The sequence below is a fragment of the Pseudomonas fluorescens genome, from assembly GCF_018614655.1.
GTDB classification, from domain to species: Bacteria; Pseudomonadota; Gammaproteobacteria; order Pseudomonadales; family Pseudomonadaceae; genus Aquipseudomonas; species Aquipseudomonas fluorescens_BX.
Window position 1 is genome coordinate 303,602 of sequence record NZ_JAGGOG010000016.1, and the last position, 14,325, is coordinate 317,926.

Below are 14,325 nucleotides of genomic sequence, written 5' to 3' on the forward strand. Positions count from 1 at the left end.
CTAGCGATACCCGCGCTATGAGGCCTGCGCGGCGCGGGTTCCTCCTACTTTTGGCGGCTTGTGTGGTTAAGGCCTGCTGTGTATCTTGATCAGCCTTTGGCCGTTTGGGCGGCCATGACCCTTTTTTCCGAGATTGGCCCCATGCGGCGAATCCGAGCGTTATCTCTATAAAAAAATTGAGGAGCACATCGATGCGCGTCATTCTGCTGGGAGCTCCCGGGGCCGGTAAAGGTACTCAGGCAAAGTTCATCACTGAAAAATTCGGCATTCCACAAATCTCCACCGGCGACATGCTGCGTGCGGCGGTCAAGGCCGGCACCGAGCTGGGCCTGATCGCCAAGAGCGTGATGGACAGCGGTGGCCTGGTATCCGATGACCTGATCATCAACCTGGTCAAGGAACGCATCAGCCAGGACGACTGCAAGAACGGTTTCCTGTTCGACGGTTTCCCACGCACCATTCCTCAGGCTGAAGCCCTGGTGAAGGCCGGCGTTGAGCTGGACCACGTGGTAGAAATCGCCGTTGAAGACGAAGAGATCGTCCAGCGTATCGCCGGTCGTCGTGTTCACGAAGCGTCGGGCCGCGTCTACCATATCGTCTACAACCCGCCAAAAGTGGCAGGCAAGGACGACGCCACCGGTGAAGAGCTGGTGCAGCGCAAGGACGACACTGAAGAAACCGTGCGTCATCGCCTGTCCGTCTACCACTCCCAGACCAAGCCACTGGTGGATTTCTACCAGAAACTCTCGGCTGCCCAGGGCAAGCCGAAGTACAGCCACATCGAAGGTGTGGGTTCGGTTGAAGCCATTACGGGCAAAGTACTGAACGCGTTGAGCTGATAGACTTTTCGCGAGCAAGCTCGCACCTACACAACGGCCCGCTTGCGGGCTGTTGTTGTTTATACTGGCGCACTTTTTTCAACTTGGACACAAACACCAATGAGCACCTTGCTGGCCCTGGACACCGCGACTGAAGCTTGCTCCGTTGCCTTGCTGCACGATGGCAAGGTAACGAGCCACTACGAGGTGATCCCGCGCCTGCATGCGCAAAAGCTGTTGCCGATGATCAAGCAATTGCTGGAGGAGGCCGGTACCACCTTGTCGGCGGTCGATGCCATTGCCTTCGGTCGCGGCCCGGGTGCGTTCACCGGCGTGCGGATTGCCATCGGCGTGGTCCAGGGGCTGGCGTTTGCCTTGGAGCGCCCGGTGTTGCCGGTGTCCAACCTGGCGGTACTGGCGCAACGAGCGTTTCGTGAGCACGGTGTGCATCAGGTCGCGGCGGCCATCGATGCGCGCATGGATGAGGTGTACTGGGGCTGCTACCGGGAAACTGCTGGCGAGATGCGCCTGGTGGGTGTTGAAGCCGTGCAACCGCCTGAAGTCGCGGCCTTGCCAGAGGATGCCAGCGGAGAATGGTTCGGCGCCGGGACTGGCTGGGGTTATGCCGAGCGCATCGGCGTGAAGCTCGGTGGCCAGGATGCGGGCATGTTGCCTCACGCTAAAGACTTGCTGACCCTGGCGCGATTTGCCTGGGAGCGAGGCGAAGCGATTCCGGCGGATCAGGCACAACCGGTGTATCTGCGCGATAAAGTGGCGCAGACCAAGGCCGAACGCCAGCTCTGATAGAGCCCACGAATTGGGGAGCAAACCTGCTCCCAATGCCGCCAATCGTCAGAAACTCCCCCGCGCTTTTAAACCTTTGTCTATTTATGTGTTCTAGTTATCACCAGAGCATTTGCGCGCCAAGGAAAGCGCCGCTAAATTGCCATCATTGATACCGGATTTGCATGCATGCGTATAGACGGCTTCTCCTCTCAGTCCTACCCCCTCAAGCGTAAGCCACGCAAGGCTAACGTGACGGTCGACGAGTCCGTCGAGGACTCGCCGGATTTCGTTGACGTCCAGTCCGAAATGCCCTCCGGTTCAACTGTTTCCACGCGCTCCCAAAGCTCTTCCGGTACCCGCATCGGTGCTGTTCCTGCCCGCCAGCAAGACATGATTTTCCCGCGCTCGATGAGCAAAAACGTTGCCAACGCCCTGGCCAGCTACCTGACCACCGCCGGCTTTGTCGAATGGGATATGGAAGTGCTGGGTCTCGATATCCACATCTGATGCTGCTGCCTTACTACCTGGGTTGCCCGTCCTGGAGTGAAAACGCCTGGCGCGAATACCTGTACCCCCAGGACGCCCGCCCCAACGATTACCTCGCCCTCTATTCCCAGGTCTTCAACGCAGTTGAAGGCAACACCACGTTTTACGCCCGTCCTTCGGTGGTCACCGTGCAGCGCTGGGCCGAGATCATGCCGGAGCACTTTCGTTTTACCGCCAAGTTCCCCGGCGATATCAGCCATGGCGGTGATTTGCGCGAGCAACTGCCGGCAGCGGAGAGCTTTCTCGGGCTGATGAGCCCTTTGGGGCAGCGAGTTTCACCGTTATGGCTGCAATTACCTGCCAGTTTTGCGCCACAACGGCTGGCGGAACTGGCCGGGTTTATTGATGGGCTGGAGCAACCGTTGGCGGTAGAGGTACGTCACCCGGAGTTCTTTGCCAGGGGCGATGCCGAGCGGATGCTCAACCGTCTGCTGCGCGACCGTGGCGTCGAGCGCATTTGCCTGGACCCCCGCGCCTTGTTCAGTTGCACGTCCACCTCGGCGGCGGTGCTTCATGCCCAATCGAAAAAGCCCAAGGTGCCGCCTCGTCCGGCCGCGTTGACCCAGTTTCCCCAGGTGCGATTTATCGGTCATCCCGAGCTGGAAGCCAACGACCCATTCCTGGTGCCATGGATCGAAAAGGTCGCTGTCTGGATCGAAGAAGGCCGCACGCCTTATGTGTTCCTGCACACCTCGGACAATCGCCTGGCGGCGCAATTGGCCCTGCGTTTCCACGAAAAGCTGATGGCACGTTTGCCTGGCTTGCCAGCCTTGCCTGAGCTATACAGGGAACCTGCTGTGGAGCAACTGGGGTTGCTCTGAGTGCCTTTCTTACAAGGAGCGAGCAATGGACCCACAAACTCTGCGTGCCGAAACCTTCAAGGCCCTGCATGAGCGCGACCGTGCGTTCGTCATGCCCAACCCCTGGGATGCCGGTTCCGCGAAAATGCTCACCAGCCTCGGCTTCGAAGCCTTGGCCACCACCAGTGCCGGTTATGCCTTCAGTCTCGGGCGCCCGGATGCTGAAGGCGCGTTGTCCCTGGAGGACACGCTGCACAACACCGCAATGATCACCCAGGCCACGGTGCTGCCGGTGGCCGCCGACCTGGAAAATGGTTTCAGTGATACCCCCGACGGCTGCGCCCACACCATTCTTCGGGCAGCCGCTACGGGCATCGTCGGTGGTTCCATCGAAGATGCCACCGGTATTGCCGCCGATCCGATCTATCCCTTTGATTTGTCCGTCGAGCGTATTGAAGCCGCCGTTTCCGCCGCTCGCAGTCTGCCATTCCCGTTCATGCTGACGGCCCGTGCGGAAAATCTCCTGCATGGAAAGCTGGATCTGCCTGACACCATTCGCCGCCTGCAAGCGTACGCCGAGGCCGGTGCCGATGTGTTGTATGCGCCAGGGTTACGCAGTGCCGAGGAAGTCTTGGCGGTGGTGCGGGCGGTGGCGCCTAAACCTGTGAACGTGTTGATGTCGGGCGGGCTCAAGCTCACGGTGGCGCAGTTGAGTGAGATGGGTGTCAAGCGTATCAGCGTCGGCTCGGCCATGGCGCTGGCGGCCTACGGTGAGTTTTTCAGGGCTGCCCGGGAGATTCACGACCTCGGCACGTTTACCTTCACCGAGCGTTCGATGTCGTATAAACAGGCCAGCCAGTTGGTCAAGTAACGCGGATCAGGCGGCCAGGCGCAGGTTATTGAGGATCAATGGACGCGCCCATTGGCAGTCATAGTCCAGTTGCTTCTGCTGCTCGACCAACTCGTGTGGCGGGAACGGCTCGGCGGCCGGTGGCAGCAGGTCCAGTTCGAACTCGGCAATCGGCAAGTGCAGCGGCCGTGGCTGCGGTGCCGGGCCGGGTTCTGGCAGCGGTTGGCCTGCGGTCAGCACGAGAGGGCGAACCCAGCCACTTTCGAAGTTCTGTTGGCGCTGTTGGACCACGATTTCATCCGGCGGGAATGGAACGGCGGCGGGTGGCAGCAGTTCCAGTTCGAATTCGGCAATCGGCAGGAACAGCGGTTCAGGTGGGGCGATCTCGGTGTCCTGCACCTCGCATTGGCGCTGGGTGACGATCTGGCTCAGCAGGTCGCTGCCTTCCCGAGGCTCTACCGAGGCATCTACCGGTACCGGTGTTTTGTTGGCGAGCGCCCCCGAATCTCCACCCAGCTGCTCGGCCAGCGCCCGGGCGAAGAAGTCCTGCCACACATGACTGACCCCGGCCAGCGCTTGGGTATTGCGCAGGCCGTAGTGGTTGTGGGTCGGCAGTACACCGATGGGTAGGGAATGAATGTCTGACATTTCTCTCGGTCGACGCTCAGCTCTGGCAAAATGCCTGATCATTTTTTATCGGCCGCTTTTTGCCGATCCTTAATATTTTTGAGCGTAGCGACTGATGAGCGAACAACCAGCGGCCAGCCGCATTCGGGTCGAGGCCCTGGCCGAAGGCTTTCAAGCCCGGGCCCAGCAGTGGGCCGAGCAGCTTGGCCTGCCTTTGCAACGGGAGGAGGCGGATTTTGCCCTGCAAGTCGGTGAGCACGGCTTGCAACTGCAACAGCTTGGGCCTGACGCGCCAGGACCAGTGCGGGTGGATTTTGTCGAAGGTGGCGCGGCCCACCGGCGTTTATACGGCGGTGGCAGTGGGCAGATGATTGCCAAGGCCGTAGGAATCGCCCAGGGCGTGCGCCCACGTGTTCTGGACGCTACGGCTGGCCTGGGCAAGGATGCGTTCGTGCTGGCCAGCCTGGGCTGTGAGATGAGCCTGGTCGAGCGTCAGCCGTTGATCGGCGCTTTGCTGGAAGATGGCCTGGCCCGTGGCGCAGACGATTTTGAAGTGGCACCGATTGTCGCGCGGATGACCTTGCTCAAGGGCAATTCCATTGATGTCATGCGCAACTGGGAAGGTGAGCCGCCACAGGTGATTTATCTGGACCCGATGTTTCCCCATCGTGAGAAAACCGCTCTGGTGAAGAAGGAAATGCGCCTGTTCCGGCCGTTGGTGGGGGACGATCCCGACGCACCGGCGTTGCTGGCCGCCGCGTTGGCCCTGGCCAGCCACCGGGTGGTGGTCAAGCGCCCGCGAAAGGCGCCGTGCATCGACGGCCCCAAGCCGAGCCATGCGCTGGATGGCAAGTCCAGTCGGTATGACATTTATCCTAAAAAAGCGCTGAAGCCCTGAGGCCCCTGGCTAATTGTGGCGAGCGGGCTTGCCCGCGTTGGGCTGCGCAGCAGCCCCAAAACCTGAGATCTCGGTCTATCTGAAAAAACTCAGCAGTCTTTTGGGGGCCGCTTCGCAGCCCAACGGGGGACAAGCCCCCTCGCCACAGGGGCGGTGTTCGCCCCTAGTTGAGCGGTATTAGCCCCAAAGCTGTTTTTTAAAGACCTTGAAAGGCATGGCTCTAAGCTCGATACGCCCGCATAAACAGCCCCACCACGTCCTGCACGTGCTCTTCAGCGGCTGACTCGCTCAGCCGTTCACCGCAGCCATACAGCAACCGAAAGTTCGCCGTGCCCTTGAGCAGGCAGAAAAAATGCTCGGCGGCGGTCAGCGGTTTGTCGATGCTCAGGGCGCCGCTCTGGTCAATCCTGGCCAGCAAGCGCTCCATGCCCTGCAACATCCGCAGGGGCCCCGCCTCGAAAAAGATCTGTGACAGCTTCGGGTCCTGGCTGCCGGAGGCCATCATCAAGCGATGCAGGTTCACCGACTCATCGCTGTTGATCAGTACATGAAAGCCGCGAGCGATGTTTAGCAGCACCTTTTCCACGGGCACGCCGTCCGGCAGCTCGAAATACATCACAGGCAGTTGTTCTTCGCACTTCGCGATCACGGCCGCAGAAAACAGCGTTTCCTTGTCGGTGAAGTGGCTGTAGACGGTCAGTTTCGACACGCCGGCTTCCACGGCTACGGCATCCATGCTGGTGCTGGCGTAGCCATTGCTCAAGAACAGGATTTTCGCTGCCTCAAGGATCGCCTGGCGCTTTGCCATGTCCTTGGGACGCCCGGGGCTATTGGTGTTTACGAGATTGTCGGACATTTTCACTTTAATACTGGACTGGTGAGTTTGGTATTAATAACATACCGGCCAGTATAATTATTCCTAGCACCATTAGCGAAAGGTCCTTCAGCATGCGCAGCTTTGTCCTGCCCCTCGCGTTGCCCGTCAGCCTGGCATTTCTATTGGCTGGCTGCGGCCATGAAGAAGCGACCCAAGCCACCGTCCGCCCGGCCATGGTGGTTCAGCCACAGCCTTCAGCCCTGGCGATGGACAGCTACCCGGGTGAAGTTCGCGCCCGTTATGAGCCGGACCTGGCCTTTCGCATTGGCGGCAAAGTCAGCCGACGACTGGTGGAGGAGGGCGAGCGGGTCAAGGCCAACCAGCCCCTGGCAGAACTCGACCCCCAGGATGTGCGCCTGCAATTGGAAGCCACCCGCGCCCAGGTCGCCGCCGCCGAGGCCAACCTGAACCTGGTGCGCGCCGAACGTGATCGCTACAAGACCCTGGTGGACCGTCAGATGGTCAGCCGCTCCCAGTACGACAACTCTGAGAATATGTACCGCGCAGGCGTTGCACGTCTCAAGCAGATCAAGGCTGAATTCGACGTGGCCAACAATCAAGCCGGTTACGCCGTGCTGCGGGCGCCCCAGGACGGGGTCGTCGCCAAGCGTGCGGTGGAAGTGGGTCAGGTGGTGTCGGCCGGCCAGACGGTGTTCACCCTGGCCACCGACGGTGAGCGGGAAGTGCTGATCAGCCTGCCTGAACAAAATTTTGGCCGCTTCAAGATTGGCCAGCCAGTGTCCGTGGAGTTGTGGAGCCAGTCGGACCAACGTTTCAACGGACGGATTCGCGAGCTGTCACCAGCGGCAGATCCCAAGTCGCGGACTTTCGCCGCCCGCGTGGCCTTTACCGGTGGAAAAGTCCCCGCGGAACTGGGGCAGAGTGCTCGAGTATTCATACAAGCCGACGGCGTTATTGCGCTGTCGGTACCGCTGTCTGCCTTGACTGCTGAGAACGGTGCGTCCTACGTCTGGCGGGTACAGCCCGACAACACCCTCAAGCGGGTACCGGTGCGGATCGGCGCCTTCGGTGAGAAAAACGTACCGGTGCTGGAAGGCCTGGACCCCACCGACTGGGTGATTGCTGCCGGTGTCCATGTGCTCCATGAGGGCCAGCAAGTGCGCCCGGTGGACCGCTCCAATCGGGTAGTGAATCTGGCGGTCAAGGAGTAGTCCCCGATGGGTTTCAATCTTTCCGAGTGGGCGTTGCGTAATCGCCAGATCGTATTGTTCCTGATGATCCTGCTGGCCGTAGTAGGCGCTTTGTCCTACACCAAGTTGGGGCAAAGCGAAGACCCGCCGTTTACCTTCAAGGCCATGGTCATCAAGACCAATTGGCCGGGCGCTACAGCCCAGGAAGTCTCGCGCCAGGTCACCGAGCGCATTGAAAAGAAACTGATGGAGACGGGCGAGTACGAGCGCATCGTTTCCTTCTCGCGACCGGGTGAATCTCAGGTCACCTTCATCGCCCGGGACTCCATGCATTCGGCGCAAATTCCTGACCTGTGGTACCAGGTGCGCAAGAAGATCAGCGACATTCGCCAGACCTTGCCGCCGGACATCCAGGGCCCGTTCTTCAACGATGAATTTGGCACCACCTTCGGCAATATCTACGCGCTGACCGGTGACGGTTTCGACTACGCGGTGCTCAAGGACTACGCCGATCGCATCCAGATTCAGCTGCAACGAGTGCCGGATGTGGGCAAGGTTGAATTGCTGGGGCTGCAAGACGAGAAGATCTGGATCGAGTTGTCGAACCTCAAGCTGGCGACCCTCGGCTTGCCATTGGCAGCGGTGCAACAGGCGCTGCAAGAGCAGAACGCGGTGTCCACTGCGGGCTTCTTCGAAACCCCGAGCGAGCGTGTGCAACTGCGGGTGTCCGGTAATTTCAAGACGGTGGAAGAAATCCGCAACTTCCCGATTCGTGTCGCAGACCGCACTTTCCGTATCGGCGATGTGGCCGAGATCCACCGTGGTTTCAACGATCCACCGGCGCCGCGTATGCGTTACATGGGTGACGATGCGATCGGCCTGGCAGTGGCCATGCGCGAGGGCGGTGACATCCTGGTGCTGGGCAAGGCCCTGGAAAGCGAATTCGCACGCCTGCAGAAGAACCTTCCGGGCGGCATGGAACTGCGCAAGGTGTCCGACCAACCAGCGGCGGTGAAAACCAGCGTCGGTGAATTCGTCCAGGTTCTGGCCGAGGCCCTGGCCATTGTGCTGCTGGTGAGTTTCTTCTCGCTGGGTGTGCGTACCGGCATGGTGGTCGCACTGGCGATTCCGTTGGTGTTGGCGATGACCTTTGCCACGATGTATTACTTGGGGATCGGCCTGCACAAGATTTCTCTCGGTGCGCTGGTACTGGCCCTTGGTTTGCTGGTGGATGACGCGATCATCGCCGTGGAAATGATGGCGATCAAAATGGAGCAAGGTTACGACCGGCTCAAGGCCGCCAGTTTCGCCTGGACCAGTACCGCCTTTCCGATGCTCACGGGTACCTTGATTACCGCCGCCGGCTTCCTGCCGATTGCCACTGCGCAGTCGAGCACCGGCGAATACACCCGTTCGATCTTCCAGGTGGTGACCATCGCGCTGTTGGCCTCCTGGGTCGCCGCCGTGGTGTTCGTGCCTTACCTGGGGGAAAAACTCCTGCCGGATCTGGCGAAGATTCATGCGGCCAAACATGGGGCCGATGGCCCGGATCCCTACGGCACACCGTTCTATCAGCGTGTAAGACGCTTGGTGGAGTGGTGTGTGCGGCGCCGCAAAACGGTGATCGTGCTGACCTTGTTGCTGTTTATCGGCTCGGTGGCACTGTTTCGTTTTGTGCCCCAGCAGTTCTTCCCGGCCTCCGGGCGACTGGAGCTGATGGTCGACCTGAAACTGGCGGAAGGCGCCTCCTTGAGCAACACCGCTGACCAGGTCAAACGCCTGGAAGGCCTGCTTAAAGAACACGCCGGGGTCGAAAACTATGTGGCTTACGTTGGCACCGGCTCGCCTCGTTTCTACCTGCCTCTGGACCAGCAATTGCCGGCCGCGAGTTTTGCTCAGTTTGTGGTTCTGGCCAGGACCATCGAGGAGCGTGAAAGCCTGCGCACCTGGCTGATCGAAACCCTGAATGAACAATTCCCGGACCTGCGTTCACGTGTCACGCGTCTTGAGAACGGTCCACCCGTTGGTTACCCAGTGCAGTTCCGCGTCACAGGCGAACACATCGAGGAAGTACGCGCATTGGCGCGCAAAGTAGCGGCCAAGGTTCGCGAAAATACTCGTGTGGTCAACGTACACCTGGACTGGGAGGAGCCGAGCAAGATCGTTTATCTCAATGTCGATCAGGATCGCGCGCGCGCCTTGGGCGTCAGCACCGCGAATCTGTCGAAATTTCTCCAGAGTTCCCTCACCGGCTCCAGCGTCAGCCAATACCGGGAGGACAACGAGTTGATCGAAATCCTCCTGCGCGGCACCGTGCATGAGCGCACCGAGCTGTCATTGCTGCCGAGCCTGGCGGTTCCGACCGACAACGGTAAAAGTGTGGCGCTGTCGCAGATTGCGACCCTGGAATACGGTTTTGAAGAAGGCATCATCTGGCACCGTAACCGGTTGCCGACGGTGACCATTCGCGCTGATATCTACGGTAAGGAGCAACCGGCGACTCTGGTCCAGCAAATCTTGCCAACGCTGGAAGGTGTACGTGCTGAATTGCCAGATGGCTACTTGTTGGAGGTCGGCGGTACGGTGGAAGACTCCGCCCGTGGGCAGAACTCGGTCAAGGCCGGTGTGCCGCTGTTTATCGTGGTGGTACTGACCTTGCTGATGCTGCAACTGCGTAGCTTCTCACGCATGGCCATGGTCTTTCTTACCGCGCCGTTGGGCTTGATCGGGGTGACCTTGTTCCTGCTGGTATTCCGTCAGCCCTTTGGCTTCGTGGCGATGTTGGGGACCATCGCGCTGTCGGGGATGATCATGCGCAACTCGGTCATCCTGGTGGACCAGATCGAGCAGGACATCAAGGCTGGGTTGGCGCCGTGGCAGGCGATTATCGAAGCGACAGTGCGGCGCTTCCGTCCCATCGTGCTAACCGCGCTGGCGGCCGTATTGGCAATGATTCCCCTGTCCCGCAGCGTGTTCTTCGGGCCGATGGCGGTGGCGATCATGGGCGGGTTGATTGTGGCGACGGCGTTGACGCTGTTGTTCCTGCCAGCGTTGTATGCGGCGTGGTTCAGGGTCAAGAAGGACGCTCTATAGACCTATTGATGAAGAGGCCCCTTTTGCTGCTTTCTTTTTAAAAAGAGGGGACTTTTCTGCGTGGGACCCATGAAGTGGGAAATGCCTGAAATCCGATAGCAGCCGTTAAAGCCTGAATATCACCCACTGATTTACTTAGAGCGCAGGTAGTTTCTTTTCGACCGTTTTTATTATCGAGGTGTTGGTGTCGGCCAGTGGTGTGATCCTCTGTAGGACCTGATCCAGGTGACTGACTGAGTCGGTATAAAGGTGACAGACAAAACTGTCTTCTCCAGTAATCTTGTAGCAGGTGACACACTCCGTCAGCGCCTTGATTAACTGTTCAACTTCTTGGAACTTCCCCGTAAACGGTTTCACCCGGACCAATGCCTGTAGCGCAAAGCCCAGGGCCTGAGCGTCCAGCTCCACACGGAAACCGCAAATGACACCCGCGACCTCCAACCGCTTCAAGCGCTCGCTGCAACTGGGGGCAGACAACCCCACCTGGCGGCTCAGCGCCCGGATGGAGGCCCGTGCGTTTTGGTGCAGGGCCATGATCAGGGCGCGGTCAACCGGGTCTAATTTTTGATCGCTCTTTGTAAGCTTTTTCATGGGTTAGACCTTACGAAGGGTCGTTAAATATCCTGATGTTCTTACATACCATGGATCCTGAAAAAAGGAATGGAGTTCTTGGTCAGATAAAGCTGAAACTAACTAAGTGTTGGATTGTTAGCGGTTGCACAGACAATAAAATAATGGGTAACCGGTCTTCCCATTCCGCTCAGGAGGTGAAAGTGTCCGAAACGTTACTGCCCGTTTATCAAGCAACACTGACATTCGCCATTGCAGCCATTGCGTTACTCGCCAGCCCCGGCCCAGCCACCTTGGCTCTGGCGGCGAGTGGGGCGGCTTATGGCATGAAGCGCTCGATTCGGTTTTTTGCCGGGATTACGGTGGGACTGGTGATCGCCATGGCATTGGTTGCCACGGGCTTGTATGTGGTCATACATAGCTTTCCCTTGGTGGGGACGGTGCTTACGGTTGTTTGCGTTCTTTATATTCTTTCCCTGGCCTACAGCATCGCCACGGCGCTACCTATCAAAGATGAGCAGGCGGTTGTCACACCGGGGTGGTGGGCAGGTTTTGTGTTGGGTGTCGCAAACATCAAGGCGTATGCCGCCTTTGCTGCGCTACTGGGCAGTTTCACGCTGGGAATAACACCGGCATGGGAGCAGGGAGCCAAGGCGTTGATCTGTCTTTGGGTTTGCGTGGTGTTCGACTTTCTGTGGCTTTTTGCAGGTAGCAAGTTGCGCAAGTTATTCATTCACCCGACCTGGAGCCGAATACTTAACGTAAGCTTCGCGGTTTTGATGATAGCGACGGTAGCCTGGTCATTCACGCTCACGCAATAGCGCTATCGATGGAAAGAAAACAGACCATTTCCTACCAAGGATCGTCTTCATGTTTGGGACCGTTTCTGCTCTTTTATTCTTACTGGTAGTGCCTGGGCCTACCAATACCCTGCTGTTTCGCGCAGGTGTGTTATTTGGTGGAGGGGCTTCGTGGCGGCTTACCTTTATCGAATGCCTGGCTTATCTGATTCAGGTATCGCTGTGGGGGGCAGCGTTGCTCTATATTTCGGCCTATTCACCGTGGGCCATGAGGGCCGTGCAGTTGGGCGCTGCTTGTTACCTGCTCTCTCTTTCCTATCAGTTGTGGCAGCGCAAAAACAGCGTCGCCGACTCGACGGGGGACCGTTTCGGTGGGATGTATTTCTTTTTGCTTACCGTCATGAATCCCAAGGGTTTGTTGATTGTTTCGTTTATAGCGCCGGTCAATGCGTTCACCGAGCTTGAAGGCTACTTGGCCTTTATGGCCACTCTCGCTGTGGTGATCATTCCCGTTGGCTTTACCTGGATACTGCTGGGTGCGCGATTCAAAAGCCTGCAGCAAACGTGGTTGGCACCCCTGAAGATCAACCGCGCAGCGTCCATCGCCATCTGTTGTTTTGCCTGCATCATGATTGGACGGTTGGCTGATTCAGTTATCAACTGAAGGTTTTTCCTATGTGGCTGCAGGGTTGCATTTGATGACGCAGGTTCGTCGAGCCCGACGCCCTGCATTTGATGTCACTCAGCGTAGGAAGGTACAGATGCAGTGGCCAGGGTAAGGGGGGAAAGGACGCCTTCCTTATGGATGGGAAAATTTATGGCAGTGGAAAGCTATGACAGTGCATCGGAACCTTTCCTTCAAATCTTGCCACACAAGGTCTACCTGATATGCAGGTGTTTTTCTTGTGCGTCCTGGCAGAGAAAACTTAAAGAAGACTTAAGGAGTGTTCATATGATACAGGCTCTTATGGCCCCAATAATGGGCCTTATTTCTCCACAAATGTTCCTTGGCCCTCTGTCCCAGAAGGGTATTGAGAAAATGGTGGAGGATGCCCATGACAAATATCATCAAAAGCCTGGCAATGATTGCAAAAAACATGATCACGGAGGCGGCAAGCCTGGTGGCGATTGTCATTCTCATACTGGGCCAAGATCGATTGAGATCTCGGGAACACTAAACATAAGCCAGCACTAACTGACGTGATATCAGCGTAGCTCCTGAGCGCTGGGTAATACCTGTCCAAGCTAGAACACAAGCTCCCGAGTATTCGGGGGCTTGTGTTCTTAAAGGGGCAGGGTTCATGCTTCCAGGAGTTGAGAGGCGCTGGAAGTGTTTGCAATATCGCCCACAAATCGGGGATTTTAAGGGCCTTTACAGCGTCCCAAACACCTTCTTCGCCAGACTGGTAGCTGCCGCTGCCGGGTTCTTGCGAATGGTCTCTTCCTGCTGGGCAATCATCTTGAACAGCCCGTCCAGCGCTTGTTCGGTCACGTAGTTTTCGATACTGGCGTTCTTGTCTCCGAGCAGGTTCGCGGGAGCTTTTTTAGCCAGGGCGTTGTACTGCTGGGCCACGCCGACCTTGTCAGTGGACTGCTTGACGATCGGCAGGAACTTGGCGCGGATCTGCTCGCGGCTGCTCTTGTCCAGGTACTGGGTTGCTGAGTCCTGGCCGCCGCTGAGGATGCCTTTGGCATCGCTCACACTCATGTTTTTCACGGCATTTACCAGAATTGGCTGGGCCTGGGTCACGGCAGACTCGGCCGCCGTGTTCATGCTGGTTTCAAGTTGCGTGAGTTGGTCGCCCATACCGAGCATTTTCAGCGCGCCGGCGGCTTTGTCCAACTTGCCAGGCAAGCCGATTTTTACCTCGGGGTTATTGCTGAAACCACCGGGCACACCCAGTTGTTTGACGGCAATCTGCGCGCCTTGGGTCAATGCATCCTTGAGACCGCCAGTGGCGTCGCCCTGGGACAGGTCGCCCAGTGACAGGGCCATGGCATTGGCACCGAGCAGCAGGCCGGCACACAGGGCGGTCAAGCGAAGAGAGTTGCGGAGCATGGGCGCTTCCTTTTGTCTGAGGGAATCAGTGGGTGACCGCATCGACGCGCAGGCGCAACGGTTGGGCATCCTGGCCATTCAACTGCACCGAATGTCGCTCGGTGGTGATAAACAGTAGCTTGCCATCCAGTTCGATGCGAGCGCTGACCGAATAACTGTGGCCGGGTTTGACCTGGGCCGGGTCATAGCTCAAGTGAAACGGCAGCGGCACTTGGCCTTTGACTGGGCCTTTCTGCTCGGCCAGGGTCACGGCGGGTGCGTCCATCAGCGATACATCCTGCAGGCTGACACTTAAGGTCGCGGCCGGTGGCAGGGCGATACGTTGCAGATAGAACACTTCGCCGTCGAGGCTGGCCTTGGGAGTGGGGGTCATGGTGTGGCAGGCTCCCAGCAATGCGGTCAGGCCCAGAAGGATGATTTTTTTCATGGTACAGCTCCTTGTCAACGGCG

General features: G+C 58.4%; 16 protein-coding genes. 11 read left to right on the forward strand and 5 right to left on the reverse strand.

Annotated features, from left to right (window positions below; all coding sequences use genetic code 11):
* Positions 1–191: 191 nt before the first annotated feature.
* The 5 genes from adk (at position 192) to J7E41_RS17385 (ending at position 3,821) form a co-directional block, all read left to right on the forward strand.
* On the forward strand, positions 192–839 hold the full coding sequence (adk, locus tag J7E41_RS17365) for an adenylate kinase (RefSeq protein ID WP_214994614.1): 648 nt from the start codon (positions 192–194) through the stop codon (positions 837–839).
* A 99-nt stretch (positions 840–938) separates the two neighbouring features.
* Positions 939–1,622: a tRNA (adenosine(37)-N6)-threonylcarbamoyltransferase complex dimerization subunit type 1 TsaB gene (gene tsaB, locus J7E41_RS17370; RefSeq protein ID WP_214994615.1), complete on the forward strand. Its 684-nt coding sequence runs from the start codon at positions 939–941 to the stop codon at positions 1,620–1,622.
* A 168-nt stretch (positions 1,623–1,790) separates the two neighbouring features.
* Positions 1,791–2,111, forward strand: coding sequence for a hypothetical protein (locus J7E41_RS17375; RefSeq protein ID WP_214994617.1), 321 nt, complete (start codon positions 1,791–1,793; stop codon positions 2,109–2,111).
* Positions 2,111–2,971 carry a DUF72 domain-containing protein gene (locus J7E41_RS17380; protein WP_214994619.1) on the forward strand — a complete coding sequence of 287 codons (861 nt, stop codon included), beginning with the start codon at positions 2,111–2,113 and terminating at the stop codon, positions 2,969–2,971. Before J7E41_RS17375 ends, J7E41_RS17380 begins: the two co-directional genes overlap by 1 nt.
* A gap of 25 nt (positions 2,972–2,996) precedes the next feature.
* Positions 2,997–3,821: an isocitrate lyase/PEP mutase family protein gene (locus J7E41_RS17385; protein ID WP_214994620.1), complete on the forward strand. Its 825-nt coding sequence runs from the start codon at positions 2,997–2,999 to the stop codon at positions 3,819–3,821.
* Between the two features lie 6 nt (positions 3,822–3,827).
* Here J7E41_RS17385 and J7E41_RS17390 read toward each other — a convergent pair whose 3' ends face one another.
* Complete coding sequence (locus tag J7E41_RS17390; RefSeq protein WP_214994621.1) at positions 3,828–4,448, reverse strand: energy transducer TonB; 621 nt, start codon at positions 4,446–4,448, stop codon at positions 3,828–3,830.
* Positions 4,449–4,542: 94 nt separating this feature from the next.
* Here J7E41_RS17390 and J7E41_RS17395 point away from each other — a divergent pair, with 94 nt between their 5' ends.
* Positions 4,543–5,325 (forward strand): class I SAM-dependent methyltransferase, encoded by a 783-nt coding sequence (locus tag J7E41_RS17395; protein ID WP_214994622.1) that lies wholly within the window; start codon positions 4,543–4,545, stop codon positions 5,323–5,325.
* Positions 5,326–5,545: 220 nt separating this feature from the next.
* Here J7E41_RS17395 and J7E41_RS17400 read toward each other — a convergent pair whose 3' ends face one another.
* A complete protein-coding gene (locus J7E41_RS17400) occupies positions 5,546–6,181 on the reverse strand; it encodes a TetR/AcrR family transcriptional regulator (RefSeq protein ID WP_214994623.1) in 636 nt (211 codons plus the stop codon).
* Positions 6,182–6,273: 92 nt separating this feature from the next.
* On the opposite strand from J7E41_RS17400, the gene J7E41_RS17405 reads away from it, so the two are divergent.
* Together J7E41_RS17405 and J7E41_RS17410 are read left to right on the forward strand one after the other, a co-directional pair.
* On the forward strand, positions 6,274–7,374 hold the full coding sequence (locus J7E41_RS17405; protein ID WP_214994624.1) for an efflux RND transporter periplasmic adaptor subunit: 1,101 nt from the start codon (positions 6,274–6,276) through the stop codon (positions 7,372–7,374).
* Positions 7,375–7,380: 6 nt separating this feature from the next.
* Positions 7,381–10,446, forward strand: a complete 3,066-nt coding sequence (locus J7E41_RS17410; RefSeq protein WP_214994626.1) for an efflux RND transporter permease subunit — start codon at positions 7,381–7,383, stop codon at positions 10,444–10,446.
* Positions 10,447–10,581: 135 nt separating this feature from the next.
* On the opposite strand, the gene J7E41_RS17415 is transcribed toward J7E41_RS17410, so the two are convergent.
* Positions 10,582–11,037: an Lrp/AsnC family transcriptional regulator gene (locus J7E41_RS17415; protein ID WP_214994630.1), complete on the reverse strand. Its 456-nt coding sequence runs from the start codon at positions 11,035–11,037 to the stop codon at positions 10,582–10,584.
* A gap of 182 nt (positions 11,038–11,219) precedes the next feature.
* Here J7E41_RS17415 and J7E41_RS17420 point away from each other — a divergent pair, with 182 nt between their 5' ends.
* The 3 genes from J7E41_RS17420 to J7E41_RS28345 all read left to right on the forward strand — a co-directional run bounded on the left by J7E41_RS17420 (position 11,220) and on the right by J7E41_RS28345 (position 12,994).
* Positions 11,220–11,837: a LysE family translocator gene (locus J7E41_RS17420; protein WP_353049409.1), complete on the forward strand. Its 618-nt coding sequence runs from the start codon at positions 11,220–11,222 to the stop codon at positions 11,835–11,837.
* A gap of 49 nt (positions 11,838–11,886) precedes the next feature.
* Positions 11,887–12,480 (forward strand): LysE family translocator, encoded by a 594-nt coding sequence (locus J7E41_RS17425; RefSeq protein WP_214994631.1) that lies wholly within the window; start codon positions 11,887–11,889, stop codon positions 12,478–12,480.
* A gap of 391 nt (positions 12,481–12,871) precedes the next feature.
* On the forward strand, positions 12,872–12,994 hold the full coding sequence (locus J7E41_RS28345) for a hypothetical protein (RefSeq protein ID WP_285229508.1): 123 nt from the start codon (positions 12,872–12,874) through the stop codon (positions 12,992–12,994).
* 194 nt (positions 12,995–13,188) lie between these two features.
* Here J7E41_RS28345 and J7E41_RS17430 read toward each other — a convergent pair whose 3' ends face one another.
* Together J7E41_RS17430 and J7E41_RS17435 are read right to left on the reverse strand one after the other, a co-directional pair.
* Positions 13,189–13,875, reverse strand: a complete 687-nt coding sequence (locus J7E41_RS17430) for a DUF4197 domain-containing protein (RefSeq protein WP_214994633.1) — start codon at positions 13,873–13,875, stop codon at positions 13,189–13,191.
* Between the two features lie 25 nt (positions 13,876–13,900).
* Positions 13,901–14,302: a YbaY family lipoprotein gene (locus J7E41_RS17435; RefSeq protein ID WP_214994635.1), complete on the reverse strand. Its 402-nt coding sequence runs from the start codon at positions 14,300–14,302 to the stop codon at positions 13,901–13,903.
* Positions 14,303–14,325 lie beyond the last annotated feature (23 nt).

Coding starts and splice junctions, on each gene's coding strand:
- adk (WP_214994614.1), top strand. CDS start 192: ATGCGCGTCATTCTGCTGGGAGCTCCCGGGGCCGGTAAAGGTACTCAG.
- tsaB (WP_214994615.1), top strand. CDS start 939: ATGAGCACCTTGCTGGCCCTGGACACCGCGACTGAAGCTTGCTCCGTT.
- J7E41_RS17375 (WP_214994617.1), top strand. CDS start 1,791: ATGCGTATAGACGGCTTCTCCTCTCAGTCCTACCCCCTCAAGCGTAAG.
- J7E41_RS17380 (WP_214994619.1), top strand. CDS start 2,111: ATGCTGCTGCCTTACTACCTGGGTTGCCCGTCCTGGAGTGAAAACGCC.
- J7E41_RS17385 (WP_214994620.1), top strand. CDS start 2,997: ATGGACCCACAAACTCTGCGTGCCGAAACCTTCAAGGCCCTGCATGAG.
- J7E41_RS17390 (WP_214994621.1), bottom strand. CDS start 4,448: ATGTCAGACATTCATTCCCTACCCATCGGTGTACTGCCGACCCACAAC.
- J7E41_RS17395 (WP_214994622.1), top strand. CDS start 4,543: ATGAGCGAACAACCAGCGGCCAGCCGCATTCGGGTCGAGGCCCTGGCC.
- J7E41_RS17400 (WP_214994623.1), bottom strand. CDS start 6,181: ATGTCCGACAATCTCGTAAACACCAATAGCCCCGGGCGTCCCAAGGAC.
- J7E41_RS17405 (WP_214994624.1), top strand. CDS start 6,274: ATGCGCAGCTTTGTCCTGCCCCTCGCGTTGCCCGTCAGCCTGGCATTT.
- J7E41_RS17410 (WP_214994626.1), top strand. CDS start 7,381: ATGGGTTTCAATCTTTCCGAGTGGGCGTTGCGTAATCGCCAGATCGTA.
- J7E41_RS17415 (WP_214994630.1), bottom strand. CDS start 11,037: ATGAAAAAGCTTACAAAGAGCGATCAAAAATTAGACCCGGTTGACCGC.
- J7E41_RS17425 (WP_214994631.1), top strand. CDS start 11,887: ATGTTTGGGACCGTTTCTGCTCTTTTATTCTTACTGGTAGTGCCTGGG.
- J7E41_RS28345 (WP_285229508.1), top strand. CDS start 12,872: ATGACAAATATCATCAAAAGCCTGGCAATGATTGCAAAAAACATGATC.
- J7E41_RS17430 (WP_214994633.1), bottom strand. CDS start 13,875: ATGCTCCGCAACTCTCTTCGCTTGACCGCCCTGTGTGCCGGCCTGCTG.
- J7E41_RS17435 (WP_214994635.1), bottom strand. CDS start 14,302: ATGAAAAAAATCATCCTTCTGGGCCTGACCGCATTGCTGGGAGCCTGC.